Annotated in this window: 14 protein-coding genes; 9 read left to right on the top strand and 5 right to left on the bottom strand. The window is 69.7% G+C overall.

Going from position 1 to position 16,768, the window contains the following annotated elements; all coding sequences use genetic code 11:
* Positions 1–21: 21 nt before the first annotated feature.
* Positions 22–2,442, top strand: a complete 2,421-nt coding sequence (locus EDF21_RS10045) for an ATP-dependent helicase (protein ID WP_123571257.1) — start codon at positions 22–24, stop codon at positions 2,440–2,442.
* Here EDF21_RS10045 and EDF21_RS17160 read toward each other — a convergent pair.
* A complete protein-coding gene (locus EDF21_RS17160; protein ID WP_255416439.1) occupies positions 2,439–3,284 on the bottom strand; it encodes an FHA domain-containing protein in 846 nt (281 codons plus the stop codon). The genes EDF21_RS10045 and EDF21_RS17160 overlap by 4 nt on opposite strands.
* 102 nt (positions 3,285–3,386) lie before the next feature.
* On the opposite strand from EDF21_RS17160, the gene EDF21_RS10035 reads away from it, so the two are divergent.
* The 4 genes from EDF21_RS10035 (at position 3,387) to EDF21_RS10020 (ending at position 5,924) form a co-directional block, all read left to right on the top strand.
* Positions 3,387–3,680, top strand: coding sequence for a WXG100 family type VII secretion target (locus EDF21_RS10035; RefSeq protein WP_043594286.1), 294 nt, complete (start codon positions 3,387–3,389; stop codon positions 3,678–3,680).
* Between the two features lie 80 nt (positions 3,681–3,760).
* Positions 3,761–4,057 carry a hypothetical protein gene (locus EDF21_RS10030; RefSeq protein WP_056043422.1) on the top strand — a complete coding sequence of 99 codons (297 nt, stop codon included), beginning with the start codon at positions 3,761–3,763 and terminating at the stop codon, positions 4,055–4,057.
* Positions 4,054–5,313 carry a putative T7SS-secreted protein gene (locus EDF21_RS10025; protein WP_123571255.1) on the top strand — a complete coding sequence of 420 codons (1,260 nt, stop codon included), beginning with the start codon at positions 4,054–4,056 and terminating at the stop codon, positions 5,311–5,313. Before EDF21_RS10030 ends, EDF21_RS10025 begins: the two co-directional genes overlap by 4 nt.
* 101 nt (positions 5,314–5,414) lie before the next feature.
* A complete protein-coding gene (locus tag EDF21_RS10020; RefSeq protein ID WP_148053682.1) occupies positions 5,415–5,924 on the top strand; it encodes a hypothetical protein in 510 nt (169 codons plus the stop codon).
* A gap of 509 nt (positions 5,925–6,433) precedes the next feature.
* Here the strand turns inward: EDF21_RS10020 and EDF21_RS10015 are convergent.
* The gene (locus EDF21_RS10015) at positions 6,434–6,664 is read right to left on the bottom strand and encodes a hypothetical protein (RefSeq protein WP_123571253.1); all 231 of its coding nucleotides are present in this window, start codon (positions 6,662–6,664) and stop codon (positions 6,434–6,436) included.
* 83 nt (positions 6,665–6,747) lie between these two features.
* Between EDF21_RS10015 and EDF21_RS10010 the strand changes: the two genes are divergently transcribed.
* The 3 genes from EDF21_RS10010 to EDF21_RS10000 are packed head-to-tail and all read left to right on the top strand — an operon-like array spanning position 6,748 to position 12,558.
* Positions 6,748–7,491 carry a hypothetical protein gene (locus tag EDF21_RS10010; RefSeq protein WP_148053681.1) on the top strand — a complete coding sequence of 248 codons (744 nt, stop codon included), beginning with the start codon at positions 6,748–6,750 and terminating at the stop codon, positions 7,489–7,491.
* A gap of 34 nt (positions 7,492–7,525) precedes the next feature.
* On the top strand, positions 7,526–8,128 hold the full coding sequence (locus EDF21_RS10005; protein ID WP_123571251.1) for a hypothetical protein: 603 nt from the start codon (positions 7,526–7,528) through the stop codon (positions 8,126–8,128).
* Complete coding sequence (locus tag EDF21_RS10000; protein WP_123571250.1) at positions 8,125–12,558, top strand: FtsK/SpoIIIE domain-containing protein; 4,434 nt, start codon at positions 8,125–8,127, stop codon at positions 12,556–12,558. Before EDF21_RS10005 ends, EDF21_RS10000 begins: the two co-directional genes overlap by 4 nt.
* 35 nt (positions 12,559–12,593) lie before the next feature.
* On the opposite strand, the gene EDF21_RS09990 is transcribed toward EDF21_RS10000, so the two are convergent.
* The 3 genes from EDF21_RS09990 to EDF21_RS09980 form a co-directional block, all read right to left on the bottom strand.
* Positions 12,594–14,534 (bottom strand): thioester domain-containing protein, encoded by a 1,941-nt coding sequence (locus EDF21_RS09990; protein ID WP_123571249.1) that lies wholly within the window; start codon positions 14,532–14,534, stop codon positions 12,594–12,596.
* A 155-nt stretch (positions 14,535–14,689) separates the two neighbouring features.
* Positions 14,690–14,923, bottom strand: coding sequence for a hypothetical protein (locus EDF21_RS09985; protein WP_056043406.1), 234 nt, complete (start codon positions 14,921–14,923; stop codon positions 14,690–14,692).
* 43 nt (positions 14,924–14,966) lie between these two features.
* Positions 14,967–15,377, bottom strand: a complete 411-nt coding sequence (locus EDF21_RS09980) for an ester cyclase (RefSeq protein ID WP_056043403.1) — start codon at positions 15,375–15,377, stop codon at positions 14,967–14,969.
* Positions 15,378–15,589: 212 nt separating this feature from the next.
* On the opposite strand from EDF21_RS09980, the gene sucC reads away from it, so the two are divergent.
* Positions 15,590–16,753, top strand: a complete 1,164-nt coding sequence (gene sucC, locus EDF21_RS09975) for an ADP-forming succinate--CoA ligase subunit beta (RefSeq protein ID WP_056043401.1) — start codon at positions 15,590–15,592, stop codon at positions 16,751–16,753.
* Positions 16,754–16,768: the final 15 nt, after the last annotated feature.

Here is a 16,768-nt window from a genome sequence, read left to right as displayed (position 1 = left end):
CGCGCTTAGACTCGACGGGCCATGACGATCGTGCTCGAGCCCTCTGACGCTGCCGGCGGTTCCGGCGACCCCCTGACCGCCGGTCTCAACCCCCAGCAGAAAGAGGCGGTCGAGTACCGTGGGCAGTCGCTGCTGATCGTGGCCGGTGCCGGCTCGGGCAAGACCAGCGTGCTGACCCGCCGCATCGCGGGCCTGCTGGCGACGCGCGAGGCGTGGCCCAGCCAGATCCTCGCCATCACCTTCACCAACAAGGCCGCGGCCGAGATGCGCGAGCGCGTGGCGCACCTCGTCGGTCAAGCAGGCGAGGGCATGTGGATCAGCACGTTCCACTCGGCGTGCGTGCGAATCCTCCGGCGCGAAGCCGAGCAGTTCGGCTTCACCAAGAGCTTCACGATCTACGACTCCGCCGACTCGAGGGCCCTGCTCAAGCGCATCCTGAAAGAGCTCGACGCCGATCAGCTCGGGCTGACCGTCAGCATGGCCTCGGGCAAGATCTCCAAGCTCAAGAACGAGCTCAGCGACGTCGAGTCGTACTCGCGCCAGATCAACATGAACGACCCGCAAGAGGTCATGTTCCTCGAGATCTTCCGGCAGTACACCCGCGAGCTGCAGCGGGCCAACGCCTTCGACTTCGACGACCTCATCGCCCAGACCGTGTACCTGTTCCGCGCCTTCCCGCACGTGGCCGCGCAGTACCAGCGGCGGTTCCGGCACATCCTGGTCGACGAGTACCAAGACACCAACCACGCGCAGTACTCGCTCATCCGCGAGCTGACCCGGCCGGTGCAGGCCGACCTCGTCGACGAGCTCGAGAGGGGCGGCCAGTTCGTCCAGTCGATGCGCGACGGCAGTGGCGGCATCCCCGGGGCGTCGCTCACCGTGGTGGGTGACTCCGACCAGTCGATCTACGCGTTCCGCGGCGCCGACATCCGCAACATCGTCGAGTTCGAGCGCGACTTCCCGAACTCGAAGGTCATCCTGCTCGAGCAGAACTACCGCTCGACCCAGAACATCCTCGACGCCGCCAACGCGGTCATCTCGAACAACTTCGACCGTCAGGCCAAGAACCTGTTCACCACGGTCGGCGCCGGTAAGAAGATCGTCGGGTTCACCGGCTACACCGGTCACGACGAGGCCCAGTTCGTCGCCGACGAGATCGCGGCGCTGCACGAGTCCGGCACCGACTACAAAGACATGGCCGTCTTCTACCGCACCAACTCGCAGACGCGGGCACTCGAAGAGATCTTCATCCGCTCGGCCATCCCCTACCGCGTGCTCGGTGGCACCAAGTTCTACGAGCGGGCCGAGATCAAGGACGCCATGGCGTACCTGATCACCGTCGCCAACCCGGCCGACCCGCTCGCCCTGCGACGCATCATGAACGTGCCCAAGCGCGGCATCGGTCCGGCGACCGAGACCGCGATGCAGCGCTGGGCCGACACCAACGAGGCGCCGCTGCGTGACGCGATGCGCAACGCCGACCAGCTCGGCCTCGGGCCGAAGGTCACCGGTGCGATCACGGGCTTGGCGAAACTGCTCGACGACGTGCAGGCAACGGCGGCGACCGCGCCCGTCCACGAGATCCTGTCGGCCCTGATCGCGGGCAGCGGCCTGGTCGAGGTGCTGCGCGCGTCGCGTGACCCGCAAGACGAGGCCCGCGCCGAGAACATCGACGAACTCGTCGCGGTGACGAAAGAGTTCCAGAAGAACAACCCCGACGGCACGCTGCTCGACTTCCTCACCGAGGTCACGCTGGTCGCGGCCGCAGACGACCTCGACGACACGAGTGGCACGGTGTCGCTGATGACCCTGCACACCGCCAAGGGGCTCGAGTACGAGGCGGTGTTCCTCACCGGCGTCGAAGAAGATCTGCTGCCGCACCGCATGTCGGCGAACGAGCCCGGCGGTCCGTCCGAAGAGCGACGACTGTTCTACGTCGGCATCACGCGTGCGCGACAGCGGCTGTTCCTGTCGCTCGCGATGACGCGGGCGCAGTTCGGCGAGGTCAACGTGGCGATGCCGTCTCGGTACCTGCAAGAGATCCCCGTCGAGCTCATCGATTGGAAGCAGTCGCCGGGCATGGCCACGAGCCGTGGGGGCACACAGCCGCGGGCGCTCAACGCCCGTCGCGAGGGTGGCGACGGCAACCGCGGAGCGACGCCTCGAGCGTCGGGTGGCTATGGCTCGGGCAGTTACGACCGGGCCACGGCGGCGGCGAAGACGAAGCCGAAGACCGAGTGGGCGAACCGGGTCACGGGCACCGTCCGCGACAACGGCGACATGGAGCTCGAGGCCGGTGACCGCATCTCGCACGTCGACTTCGGCGAGGGTCGCGTGATGGCCGTCACCGGCATCGGCGCCCGCCGCATCGCCGAGGTGCTCTTCGACGGCGCCGGCCGCAAGAAGCTCCTGATCAAGGTCGCGCCGATCGAGAAGATCTAGACCCCCTCCGCGTTCTCGCGAGAGGTCGTGTCGTGTGTCCTGGAAAGCAGGAGGGCCGCGGTCGTGTCGCTCTCGGGTCGGTGCCGGACGACCGTCACGCTGTGGTCGCCGATCGACAGCAGCGATCCGACCCGGGCGCGCGCCGGGGTGTGAGCCTCGAGTTCGGTGACCTCGCCGGTGGTCGCCACGAGGGTCGTGCCGTTTCCCGAGCCGAGATCGGTGACCCAGACGGCCGCGTCGGTACCGATCACGATCGAGACGTGATGGCGAGACAGCGACCGGCCGGCGTCGTCGAGGGGCACGACATCGGCGTCGGGCGGCGGGGGCAGGGGGCGGTCGGTTCGACGCCCGACCACGATCGCGCGCCGTGTGACGGGGACGACGCTCTCGTCCGGCAGCCGCAGGCCGTAGTGCCGAGGGCGAAGCGTCGTCGCCTCGAGATCGGGAACGGGTGGCACCGCGTCACCGCCGGCCGGCTGATCGGGGGCTGACCGCCTCGGGGTGGTGGCGGCAAATCGCGGCGCGTGAGGGATCGGGGCAGCGCGGGGTGCGAAGGTCGCGAGGGGCGCGGAGGGTGCGGCGGCGGACGGTGGCGTGCTCTCCGGGATGACGGGAGCCTGCTGTGCCGGCCCGCTTCGGCGCTCCTCGACGACGAACCCAGAGGAGGCGCGGGTCGGCGGGGGAGGGGACGTCACGATCGGCGCGGGCGGCTGGAGGGGCAGGGTGGTGACGCGCGAGAGCAGCCCTTCGGCACGTTGCTCACGAATCGTCTCCGCGGTGATCACCGGAGGTGGCGTCGGGTGTTGCTCGCGCCTCCTGGGCTTGTCCTTCTTGCGACGCATGTCGACTCCGATCTGTGGAGAACCGTTACGCAAACTATCAGGCATGACATATTGGTCGAGTCCGACCGACCGGTCGGCACCACCAACGAGAGGGACCACCTCATGGCCAATGTCACCGTCACCTACGACGACCTGCGCACGCAGGCCACCCAGCTGCGCAACGGGCAGCGTGCGATCGAAGACCAGCTGGGTCAGATGAAGTCGCAGATCGACAACCTCGTCGGCTCGGGCTACGTGACCGACAAGTCGTCGAAGGCATTCGACGCGACGTACACCGAGTTCACGACCGGGGCGTCGAAGACGATCTCGGCGGTCGAGAGCATGGCGACGTTCCTCGAGAACGCGGCAAGCACCCTCGAGGGCGCCGACCAGCAGCTCGCCAGCAGCCTGGGCTGACCGACCACACACGGGGACGGCCGGGGCGGGTCGCGGTGAGACGCGACGCGCTCCGGCTTCCGGCACGAGGGGAGGACCTCATGGCTCGAACGAGCCTCAACATCGACGGTGCGGGTCTCGAGGCGTTGCTCGCCGACCTGGCCACCGTGAAGACCGAGTTCGAGTCGAACGACTCCTCGGTGTCGGCCACGGCCGAGGCTTGCGGGCACGTCCGGCTGGCGGCGAAGGTCACGTCGTTCGCGACGAACTGGAACGACCGGCGGGCGAAGCTCGCCGAGCAGATCACCGAGCTGGGCACGGCGTTGTCGACGATCGACGAGACCTTCACCGAGGTCGACGGAGAACTCGAGGGCGTCTTGGTCGGGGGCGACAGATGACGGCCGGCACGCTCGCCGGTGTGGCGGCCGATTCGCTGGTGGGGGTGTCGGGCGACCCGGTGCTGTTGAACTCCATGGCGAGCCATTACGAGTCGGTGGCGGCCTCGATCCGAGGTGCGGCAGCGAAGCTGCGATCGCTCGAGACGGGGTCGTCGTCCAGCGACGCCCTGGACGCGTTCGTGGTCAAGGCCGAGGAGGTCTCCGCGAGTCTCGGCAAGGCCGAGGGACGATACGGAGAAACGGGGGCTGCGCTCAAGGCGTACGCGTCCGAATTGTCGCTGGCCCAAGAGGCAGCTGCGCCGGCCCTGGCGAACCACCGAGACGCCGTCGACGACCTCGCCGCAGCCGAGAAGCTGGTCGAGCGGTACGAGCACTTCGCGCTGGTGGCCACCGACGAGGTGACGAAGCAGGAGCACCTCGACCAGGCCGCGGCGCAGCGCACGAAAGCCGAGGAGGCGCGGGGCCGGGTCACCCTCTACGCGCGCCGCCTCACCGATGCGCACACGTCCGTCGAGACCGCCGCGACGGCTGCCATCGCGAGGATCGACGACGCCACCGACGACGGCCTCGCCGACACCCTCTGGGACGACCTCGGAGGCGCGTGGGACGCCGGCTTCGCCGCCTTCCAGAAGTGGATGGAGGAGAACGACTCGTGGATCAGCACGTTGCTTGACGTCTTGTCCGTCGTCGGATTCGCGCTAGGTCTCGTCGCAATGTTCATTCCTGGACTCAATGTCATCGTGGTGATCGCCATGGTTGCCGTCGCAGCGATCTCCCTCGCCCGCGCAGCGGCGGGTACGGCGACGTGGACAGAATTTTGGCTCTCGACCGTTTCGCTCGTCACGTTCGGAGTCGGCGGACAACTGGTGTCTGGGGCGGCAAAGCTCACGCAAGGAGTCAAAGCCGCAAGAGTCGACGGTCTCGTCCGTTCGGGCATGAGTCGAAATTTCGCCTCGAACTACGTGAATCGGGTTTGGGAACGAGCTCGCCCGTCGAGGGGTGATTCTTTCCTGCTCAAGGCTTTCGGAGATGAGTCCATTGCGCAGATGATGCATTTCGTCAGGTCGTCAAGGGTGGGGGCCTTTGCGGATGACGCTGACACCATCGCGGCGATGACTGCTCGCCTGAACGGTGCACGAGCATTGAGCGCCGCCGATCAGACAGCGGCCGGCATCGAGAGCACGAGGATTATCAGCAATCGGATGCGTGGCGAGCCGGATGGTGCGATCCGGGTGACACAGGGCAGTTCATGGTGAGGGGTAGGCGTCGTGCTTCTTTCGAGGGGGGCAAGAGCGTCCGCAATCTTTCTTATGCCTTGTCTCCTGTTCCCGCGCTAGCCGTGCAAGGCACGTACCTCTTGTACTCCCTGAACACGCTCTTCACAATCGAGCCCGGGTCGGTCCCTGATGGCTTCGACTCTCGATTCGATGCTCCAGGCGGAATACCGTTTTACCTGCCCTGGACGGTCCTCATCCCTTCGGTGGCTTTCGCTGCTGTTGCGATCGTCGGCATGGTCCGCGAGGAACGGTCAAGAATTCGTGAACACCGGCCGTTTTTTCTCGGCTTCGTGTGGGGCCTGGGAGCCATCTACACATATGGCTATGGCATCGGGTTCGTCGTCATGACACCGACGGGCAACGGAATGCTTCTCGTCTCTGGCTGTCTCGGCGTCTGCAGCATCGTCTCGTTGGTTGTCGCTTTCGTGAAGCTAGCTATGCACCATCTATCTGGCCGTGCTACCTCCGCATCCGAGCACACGGCACCGACTGTCGCTGAAGGCACCCCCGGTCAGTATGGCCAGCTCGATAGCGGTGCCGCGAGAACTCAAGAGGCCGACATGGCTTGCGCGTCCGGGGACGAGTCGTGAGCGGCGTACATCTCGGAGATCAAACCAATGCTGAATTCTCAACGACGTGGTGGCGCGACCCTGCGGTGTCGGACGGTTCTTGTCCGAAAGCACGTGATCGGAACTCACGGTCCCCGGTGGCGAGCTATAGACGCCAGGTGGAGAGGGCCCGCTGTCTGGCTTCCTGTCGACTTGGCGTCCGGGGTCTGGCGGAGAGTCGCCGGTTCGAAGGGTTCGTCGTGAACGCGAGACGACGCGCGGGGGGCCGACGGAGGACTGAGCGAGGACCGTTTGGCGTCACTTTGAGCGCGCTCCTCCTGCTTTCGGCCATGGTCCCGTTCTGCACCGTTCAGGGAACGCGGATCACGCTGCAAGTACAGGGTGGCGGACGCGGCGACGCGCGTCGTTTGAACCCCGATGGGGGACCACTCTTCTACACGACAGACAATTGGCCACCGTTCGTTGGTTCGTCCCTGCCCTTTTGGGCCGCGGCTGCCTGCCTCGTCGCGGCGGTGATCATCCTGTCTCGATCACCGGGAGTCGATGGCCTGCATCCGCTCGACGTCCCGCTTGTGGCCTACACGGGGTTTGTCGGAGGCGTATGGGGCATCATCTTCGCTCTCCCGTTCCGCGATCTCGACACCTGGCCGCGGGACTCCGCGATCGCCGGTGTCATCCAGATCATCTGTGCCATCCGGGTGGTCGTCGAGGTCATTCGTGGTCGGCGTCGCCGTCGGAATCAGCGACGAGCGCACGACCATGCGACATTCGCGAAGAGCACGGATGGGAAGCGCTGGCACAGGTATCGTCCCGCCGGGGCTGGACTTCCCTCGGAGGGCGAGTCATGAGCGGCCCGGGGTACGTGGGGCGGACGGCCGGGACGGTGGCGGCGTCGTATTCGATCGTCGTGCCTCCGGGGTTCGTCCGGGTGCCGGGTGGAATGGACGCGCCTGACGCAGCGGCGTTCGTCGCCGAGCAGCTGGGAGACCAGCCCGCACCCGGAACCGGAACGGCCCCCGACGACTGGCGGATGCGGTTCGGGTCGGCACTCGGGCGTGCGCTCGCGGCCGACGTCAACGGCCGTGTGCTCGACTCGTACCTCAGTGCGGGCCCGCTGCCCGGCACCGACATCGTGTGCTCGATCGTCGTCGCGTCCGTGCCCGTCACCCGGACTCCGCATGCCGACCTCGACCGGCTGCTGCTGCGACGCGTCGCCACCCACGGGGCGGCTCCGATCGTCCTCGCCGGCGACCCGGCGGTGGTCTGGACCGACCCCGCAGCTGAAGCCCCGGCGCAGGACGACCGTGCCGCACCCGACGAGGTCGCCGACCTGACGCCCCTCCGCCGTCGGACCGTCCTCACGCGAGTCGCCGGTCATGACGACCGACTGCTCACCCTCGTCCTCACCATCGGCTCAGCGACCGATGCGTCGGCCGCGCCGGGCGACGCCGACGCCGACACCGGGTCCGACATCGACGCACGAACCCGCATCGTCGACGCCGTCACCGACGTCTTCGACGCCATGCTCAGCACCTTCCGCTGGCGTGACGCCGAAGGGCGCCTCGTCACCGACCGGCCCCTCGCCTGAACCCCCTCGACTGCCACAGAAAGCGACCTGCACCGTGACCGAAACCGACACCGACGCCACCACTGACTTCGACATCCTCATCGGGCACGACCCCGAGACCTGGGTGGCCCTTCCGACCTCCTGGCCGCATGACGGTCACCGCGCGCCGCGGTCGTGGATCAAGGCGACCGTGCGCGCCGTGGCCGAGCGGTCCGAGGTGTCGACCCGCGCCTCCCGGTCCTGGCTGACGGAGGTGCTCTCGGCCCTCGCGCGCTGGTCGCCCGAGGACGAACGCCGGTACCTCTACCTGCCGGACATCGCGACCCCTCCGTCGCTGCTGCGCGTCCAGTACGGGTTCGTCGAAGGCGATCGTGATGTCGCCCTCCGGGCCATGGTTTTCGACAGCGACGTGGCCGCGGTCGAGCCTCCCGTCGTCGAGCAGGTCGAGGCGAGCGGTCTCGGGCAGGGGCTCCGAGGCGTGCGGTACGCGGCCGTCGACGGCGACGCCGGCCTCCACGCCACGCTCGTCTACGCCTTCCGGGCCGAGCCGTACGACCTCCGCGTCACCTGCCAGGTCGGCGGGCCGGAGGGCGTCCTCGGCATGATCGACGAAGTCGACGCGTTCGTGGACGACATCAGCGTGGTGCCCGCCACGTGAGGCTGAGCGTCACCGTCCTGCACGTCCCGACGGGCCACCGGGCGGACCGCTCGGTCCTGGTCGATCCGGACACCACCGTCGACGCCGTGGCGCGGCACCTCGCGTCGTCACTGGGTCACTCGGGTCACGCCCCGCCCGCTGAGCCCGGGAGCATCACGGTCGACGGGGTGCCGGTCGACCCGACCGCGCGCATGAGTTCGGGAATCCTGCTCGACGGCGCCGTCGTCGGCTTCGGCGGCCCGGCGACGCACCTCCGTTCGCCTGCCGATCTGCCCACCATCCGCATCATCGGAGGCCGCGGGGCAGGGACGATCCACGTCGTCGACGTCGGGCTCGTCCACCTCGGAAGCGGTCCCGACGCAGGCGTGAGGCTGGACGACGTGCGGGTGCCGCCGATCGTCGCGACGATCGAACTCGACGGCGCCGGGCGCTTCACGCTGACCCCCACGGTCGACGCCTTCCCCGAGTCCGACGACGAGGCTCGCGGGCCACTCGTGCTCGTCGACCGCGTTCCCGTCCGAGGTACGGCCGCCGTGGACGAACACTGCGTCATCACCATCGGCGACGTCCTCCTCGCCGTCGCGCCGGCCGGGCACCCGTCCGCCGCGATCACCGTGAGCGAGGGGGGAGGCACCCTCGACCACGCACGCCCACCGCGCCTCCTGCCGGAACCGCCGACCACGACGTTCCGGTTCCCCGCCGAACCCCAACAGGGTGCGAAGCGGCCCCTGCCGATCGTCGCGGCGCTGGCGCCGATGCTGATGGCCGTCGTCATGGTCAGCATGTTCGGGAACGTCGCCTTCCTCGCCTTCGGGCTCATGTCGCCGGTGGTCATGATGGGCAACCACCTCTACGACAAGCGCAACGGGAAGGTCTCGCACCGGCAACGCCTCGCCGACCATCAGGCCACGAAGGAGGCGGTGGCGGCGGATGCCGAGAGCGCCGTGCGGCAGCTGCAGCGCGAGTTGCGACACCTCAGTCCCGACGCCGCCACCGTGCTCGACATCGCCGCCCGGCGTCGCTCACGGTTGTGGGAACGCCGTCGTGACGATCCGGACCACCTGCGCGTCAGGATCGGCACGGCGGATCTGCCCTCGGGTGTCACCATCGAGGACCCGGCCGAACTCGAGCACCGTCGGACCGTCGCTCGCCCCGCGGTCGACGTGCCCGTCACCGTCGATCTGGCCGACCACGGGGTCGTCGGGGTGGCAGGCCGATCCGAACACGCCAGACCTCTCGTCGCGTGGATGCTGGCTCAGCTCGCCGTCGCACAGAGCCCCCGCGACGTGCGGTTGGTCGTCCTGACCGAACACGCTGCGGGCGACGACTGGTCCTGGCTGGCCCATGTCCCCCATGCCCGTCCCGAGAACGGTCGTCCAGCCGCCGCCTGGGTCGGCAACGACGCCGAGACCGTCGCCCGCCGCATCGCCGAGCTCGGGGCCGAGATCGACTCTCGCCGGCGGGCGGTGCGGGAGTCGCAGGGGGCCCTCCGTGCGGCCACCGACATCGTCCTCGTCGTCGACGGTGCGCGGCGGTTGCGGGCACTGCCCGGGCTCGTCCGCGTCCTGCGGGACGGGCCCTCCGTCGGCGTGTACGCCGTGTGCGTCGACGCCGAACGCCGATCCCTTCCCGAGGAGTGCGTCGCCGTCGTCACCTGCGGCCTCGCGCGGCATTCCCTCGACGTGCACCGCACCGCCGACGTGCGCGAGGTCAAGGCCGACCTGCTGCCCGCCGGCTGGTTCGAGGCCGTCGCCCGGGCCGTCGCCCCGGTGGTCGACGTCGACGACGGCGGCGGAACGGGCGGGCTCCCGGCGCGTTCCCGGCTGCTCGACGTGCTGCAGCTCGAACCCCCCACCGCCGAGGCCGTACTCGACCGATGGGCTCGCACGGGCCCCACGACCGAGGTCGTCATCGGAGAGAGCCTCGACGGCCCGTTCGCATTCGACCTCCGTAGGGACGGTCCGCACGGTCTCGTGGCAGGCACGACCGGCTCCGGCAAGTCCGAGTTGCTGCAGAGCATGGTCGCGTCGCTCGCCGCCGCGAACACCCCCGAGTCGATGACGTTCGTCCTCGTCGACTACAAGGGTGGTGCCGCGTTCCGGGACTTCGCGCCGCTGCCCCACACCGTCGGGATGGTCACCGACCTCGACACGCACCTCGTGGAGCGGGCGTTGCACTCGCTCGGGGCCGAGCTGCGACGCCGCGAGCACCTCCTCGCCGACGCCGGAGCGAAGGACCTCGAGGACTACGTGGAGGGCGCGGTCGGTGACGATGCGAGGCCTCCGTTGCCGCGCCTCCTGATCGTGATCGACGAGTTCGCCAGCATGGTCCGCGAGTTGCCGGACTTCGTGACCGGCCTCGTCAACATCGCCCAGCGCGGGCGTTCTCTCGGAATCCACCTCGTGCTCGCGACGCAGCGGCCGACGGGCGTCGTCACCGGCGACATCAGGGCGAACACGAACCTGAGGATCGCCCTTCGCGTGACCGATGCAGGTGAGAGCAGCGACGTCATCGACGCGGGTGACGCGGCCGGCATCTCCAAGTCGACACCGGGTCGCGCCTTCGTCCGATTGGGGGCCAGTGCACTCGTCCCGTTCCAGGCAGGCCGTGTCGGTGGCCGACGCCCCGGGGCGGTGGCCGAGGTCGTGCCCGAGGTATGGTCGAGTCCGCTCGACTGGCGGGACCTCGGGCGGGTCGTGGCCGAGCCGCCGCCACGGACGACGACCGAGTCCGTCGGTCGCACCGACCTGGCCGAGCTCGTCGACGCGCTCGCCGCGGCCTGCACCCGTCTCGGGATTCCTCGCCCGCATCGTCCGTGGCTCGACGCCTTGCCCGACAGGCTCGTGCTCGACGACCTGGCAGGGTCCCGGACGGGCTCGGACGTCGACGCGTGCGTCCCCGGCGACGTGGCCGTGCTGCCCTTCGGTCGGCAGGACTTCCCGGCCGAACAGCACCAGGCCCCGGCCGCGCTCGACCTGCAGACCCTGGGGCATCTCTTCGTCGTCGGCGCCCCGCGGACGGGACGCTCGCAGGTGCTCCGCACGGTCGCGGCCTCCCTCGCCGACCGGACGAGCTGCGCCGACGTGCACCTCTACGGCATCGACTGCGGCAGCGGTGCCCTGCTGCCGCTCGAGAGCCTTCCGCACGTCGGAGCCGTCGTCCAGCGGACCCAGCTCGACCGGGTCCGGCGCCTGCTGACGAAGCTCGTCGACGAGACCTACCGGCGGCAACAGATGTTCGCAGCGGGAGGTCATGCGGGCGTGGTCGAGCAGCGACGAGCCTCTCCCGAGGGGGACCGCCTGCCGCACCTGGTCGTCATGATCGACCGGTGGGAAGGGTTCACGGGCAGCTTCGCCGAGATCGAGCACGGCAAGCTCGTCGACCAGGTGGGGGTGCTCTTGCGTGAGGGTGCCGCGGTCGGGCTCCACGTGCTCGTCACGGGTGACCGGCAGCTCGTCGCGGGCCGGCTCGCCGCCCTGGTCGACGACAAGCTGCTCCTGCGCCTGACCGACCGGGCCGACTACGCCCTCGCCGGTCTGAACGCGCGGGCACTGCCCGACGTCCTGCCCCCAGGGCGGGGCTTCACCGCCGAGACCTCGATCGAGACGCAGGTCGCCTTGATCGATGCCGAGGCCACGGGGCAGGCGCAGGCCGAGGCGCTGAGACGGCGGGCGGCGTCGGCGGCTCACCGTGACCGTGATGTTCCTGCCGCCCGTCGGCCCTTCCGCGTCGACGAACTGGCGGGCCCCATCTCGTTCGACGACGCCTGGTCCCGCCGGGGAGCGGCTGACCCGGCGAGCGTCTTCGCCTTGATCGGCGTCGGTGGCGACGACCTCGTTCCGTGGGGTCCCGACCTCGCCGACGGCCCGGGCAGCTATGTCGTGACGGGCCCCCCGAAGAGCGGGCGCAGCACCGTCCTGGTAGCCGTCGTCCGGTCGCTCACGGCCCAGCGCATCGGAGTGGTCGTCGTCGCCCCACGGCGATCGCCGCTGCGGGCGCTCGAGGGGTTGCCCGGCGTGGTCGCGGTGATCACCACCCGGACCGTCGAGGAGGCCCTCCTCGCGCCCTTCTTCGCAGACGCCGACGGCCCTCGCGTGCTCGTCATCGACGACGGCGAACACCTCAAGGACTGCCCCGCGGGCGAGTGGCTCGCGGAGTTCCTCAGGTCGTGCCCCGACACCGGTCGCGCACTCGTCGTGGCCGGGACGACCGGCGAGGTGTTGTCCGGGTGGGCCGGCTGGCAGGTCGACGTGAGGAACAACCGGTGCGGCGCCGTGCTCAGCCCACAGCTGCCCAACGAAGGTGACCAGGTGGGGCTCCGGCTGACGAAGTCCGACCTCGCCGACCGGCCGACGCCCGGGTTCGCCCTCGTGGACGACGGCAGCGGTCGAGCCGTCCGGGTGCAGGTGCCGTTCGACCGGGCCGGTTGAGCCCGGGCCGCTTCGGGGCACCTGCACCCGGGGGCTCATCGCGCCTCGCCCAGGCCGAACGACGACAGGGCGTCGGTCTCGACCGCACGGCAGGCAGTCTCCGAGCCCCGGTCCGGGCGGCGCCTCCGAAGGTGCAGCGCACCTGCCGCCGTCACGAGCACCAAGCCGGTACCCATGATGCCGAGGGCGACGAGCAACGGTTGCCCTCCACCGGTCGAACCGGTGAAGGCCAGCCTCGCCCGAGGCGCGGGGGCATCGGCCGGCGCCGGTTGTCGGACGGTCGTCATCTCGCTCCGGTAGACGGTGGTGTCGGCGAAGGCCGGCACGATCCTGCTGCCGTCCTCGGCGGCCGCCGACCCCTCCGACGAGAACAGGAAGACGTACGTGCCGGGTCGCTCGAGCGTGACGCAGGGCGTGGCGTAGGTGCCGTCCTCGCTGGTGGCGACGGTCTCGCGGGCCACGATCAGGTCCGGGTCGAGGCGGCCGATCTGTCCGAGGTCGCTTCCCACCTCGGGGGCCTCGGCGAACGGTCCGACGAGCACCGACTCGACGTCGACCCCGCCGGGCACGTCGGGGTGGAGGTCGACGACGGTGAGTTCGTCGCTGACGCAGGCACCGGGGTCGATCTCGGCGTCGGACACCACGGTCGAGATGGTCGGCGTCCAGGGCACGAACGTCGTCTCGGTCGCCGTGCCGAAGGGAGAGCGCCAGGAACCCACCCGGTCACGCCCCGCTTCGACCGGAGTGTCCGCAGGATCGATGGTCTCGACCCACGTGTAGTAACCGCCGGCGGGCAGCTCGCAGCCCGGCGTCGAGTAGGTGCCCGGACCGTCGACTACCTCGAGGGCGACCTCGCAGACCAGCGGGGCGTCGTCCGGCCACGCGGCGGCCTCGACCACCGGAGCGAGGAAGGGCCCCAGCAGGCGGCTCCGCACCGTGACCGGTACGGGACGCCAGCTCCCCGCGTCGTCGTATCGACCCCACTCGGACAGGAGCCCGTCTCCGGGCCGCACGCCGAGCGTCACCTGGTCGGTGACGACCGTCCCGGTCTCGGCCACGGTGTCGCTGGTGACGGTCGACACCGTGGGCTGGAACGGCAGGGGCGACAGCTGCTCGACACTCGCGGCTTCGGAGGCGGAGGCCGCGACCCCGCCCGAGAAGAGGATCATCTGTGAGCCCGCGGGACTGTTCCCCACCGTGGTCACCCGTCCGTACGGCAGGTCGACGAACTCGACCGAGGCGTTCACGGTGACGTGGGCAGCGTCACCGGTGGCGACGACGGACACGCTCTCGCCGTTGCGGACGACGGCCGTGGTCGAGCCGTCCGCGAACACGGCGCCGTCCAGGGTGACCGTGCCTGCATGTGTCGGTTCGAGGCTCGTCGGCCCGCCCGCCACACGGTCGACCGTGAGGTCGGGGCGGATCAGCCCGGTGCCGTCGTCCGAGAGTTCGACGGTGATCGATGCCGCGACGGATTTCGACGCGGCCGACGAGGCCTCGGCGAGCATCTGGTTCGCGCGTTCGAGCACGATCGGCCACCGCTCGTTGGCACGGCCGGCGTAGTACCGCTGCGTGTGGCCGTTCAGGCCGGTGATGGTCCAGACCGCGAGCTGTCCCGCGGCGGCCGTGTCGGCGTCGGTCGTGCCGCCCCAGGTGCGGGCGATGTACGCGAGCCGCGCGTGGTCGTCGGTCGAGACGCCGATCACGTCACCACCCGTGGTCGTGTCGTAGTGGTTGCCGACGGGCGAGCTCTTGCCGGCTTCGAGGCAGAACGCCTGGGTGCCGTCGTCGAGTCGGTAGGTGCCGAGCCACGAGACGTCGTCGCCACGCCAGAGGTGGCCCGGGCCGAGTCCCGTGCCGGTCACGGCGGCGGCCGGAGCGTGGCCGAGCAGCCCGACGGCGACGGAGAACAACAGGGCGAGGGCGAGCGCGAGGCGCCGTCTGGGGGGCCCGAGGGCCTTCGTTGGTGATGTCATGCACCGACGATCGGGCAGCCACCCCGGCTGCCGAGGCCGGCACCGCGCCTCCTGTGCACGGTTCCCGCTGACGCAGGCCGGGGGAGGAGCCGTGACGCGACGACGCCCCCGCCGCGAGGTGCGGCGGGGGCGTCGTCAGACGGTGGTGACCGAGGTCACTCGGTCTCGTCGAGGTCGATCTCGTCGCCCTCGAGGTCGTTCGAGGCGTACTCGGGCGAGCCCTCGCGGGGCGCGCCACCGGTGGGGCCGTCGTTGCCCTCGCCGACGCCGGGGAAGACCGTCTCGCCGGCCACGGCGTCGTTCGTCGCGATCTGCTCGGACTCGGCGAACTCGTCGGCCTGGTCGTAGGGCTGCTCGCCCGATGCTGCGGGGGTGTTGGTGTCGCTCATGGTGTGTCCTCTCGAAGGCGGTGCGGGGTGGTGGGGGAGCGGCTCAGGCCAGACCGAGTTGCTGCTTCATGCCGGCCTCGTCGGTGGCGCCCCAGCGCTCGACGAGCAGGCCGTCCTCGTCGAACCGGCCGACCTGGATGCCGCGCACGGTGAACGACTTGCCCGTGGGCTCCGCGCCCTGGAACGTGCCGGTGTGCGTGCCCGAGATCGTGAAGACGGCGGTGACGTTCTCGTCGTCGGCGACGAGGGTCTCGACCGCGAGGTCGGCGTCGGGGAAGGCCGCGAAGAACTCGGTCCAGAAGGCCTGGATGCCGGCGAGACCGGCGGGTGCGTCGGGGGCCGGGTCGTGGTCGACGACGTCGGCGTGGAAACCTTCGCCGAGGCGGTCGATCTCACGGGCGGTCAGGATCTCGCCGAGGCGCTCCTGCGTGGCGAGGTTCTTCTCTTTCGACATGCGTGTCTCCGTCTTCTGGTTCTGTCGGGGTGTCTCTCGTCTACTCCCCAGGCGGCAGCGGGCCCCCGATGCTCACAGCAGACGCCACGCTCGGCGTACCCCTGGGGTCGCCCGCTAGGCTGACCGCGGCCCATATGTCTTCATGTCGAGATGGCTCGATGTCGAGACGGATCATGGTGAGACGACGCAGCGATGCGGATTGGAAGAACAGCGTGGATCTTTTCGAGTACCAGGCCAGAGACCTGTTCGAGCAGTACGGCGTGCCCGTGCTGCCGGGCATCGTGGCCGACACCCCCGAGGAGGCGCGAGCGGCGTCCGAGAAGCTGGGTGGCGTCACCGTCGTGAAGGCCCAGGTCAAGGTCGGCGGCCGCGGCAAGGCCGGCGGCGTCAAGGTGGCGAAGACCCCGGACGACGCCGAGGCCGCGGCGAAGGACATCCTCGGGCTCGACATCAAGGGCCACGTCGTCAAGCGCGTCATGATCGCCGGCGGCGCCCAGATCGCCCGCGAGTTCTACTTCTCGGTGCTGCTCGACCGTGCCAACCGTTCGTACCTGTCGCTCTGCAGCGTCGAGGGCGGCATGGAGATCGAGCAGCTCGCCGTCGAGAAGCCCGACGCGTTGGCGCGCATCGAGGTCGACCCCCGCGCGGGCATCGACCTCGCGAAGGCCACCGAGATCGCGAAGGCCGGCGGGTTCCCCGACGAGCTCGTCGAGAAGGTCGCCCCCGTCTTGGTCAAGCTCTACGCCGTCTACGAGGGCGAGGACGCGACCCTCGTCGAGGTCAACCCGCTCGTGCTCACCGAGCAGGGCGACATCGTCGCCCTCGACGGCAAGGTCTCCATCGACGAGAACGCCGAGTTCCGTCACCCCGGCCACGCCGAGCTCGAGGACGCCGACGCGGCCGACCCGCTCGAGGCGAAGGCCAAGGCCGCCGGCCTCAACTACGTGAAGCTCGACGGCGAGGTCGGCATCATCGGCAACGGTGCAGGTCTCGTCATGTCGACGCTGGACGTCGTCGCGTACGCCGGCGAGGCGCACGGCGGCGTCAAGCCCGCCAACTTCCTCGACATCGGCGGCGGAGCGAGCGCCGAGGTCATGGCGGCGGGGCTCGACGTGATCCTGGGCGACGCCCAGGTCAAGAGCGTCTTCGTCAACGTCTTCGGTGGCATCACCGCCTGTGACGCGGTCGCCAACGGCATCGTCGCCGCCCTCGGCATCCTCGGCGACGCGGCCACCAAGCCGCTCGTCGTGCGACTCGACGGAAACAACGTCGACGAGGGTCGACGCATCCTGGCGGAGGCGGCCCACCCGCTGGTCACCGTCGTCGCGACCATGGACGAGGCTGCCGACAAGGCCGCCGAGCTGGCTTCGAAGTAAGGACTGCACAGAACA

Source organism: Frigoribacterium sp. PhB118 (assembly GCF_003751725.1).
In the GTDB taxonomy this organism is placed as follows: Bacteria; Actinomycetota; Actinomycetes; order Actinomycetales; family Microbacteriaceae; genus Frigoribacterium.
The sequence above is the reverse complement of the archived record's forward strand: the minus strand, read 5'-3'. Positions and strand labels throughout refer to the sequence as shown.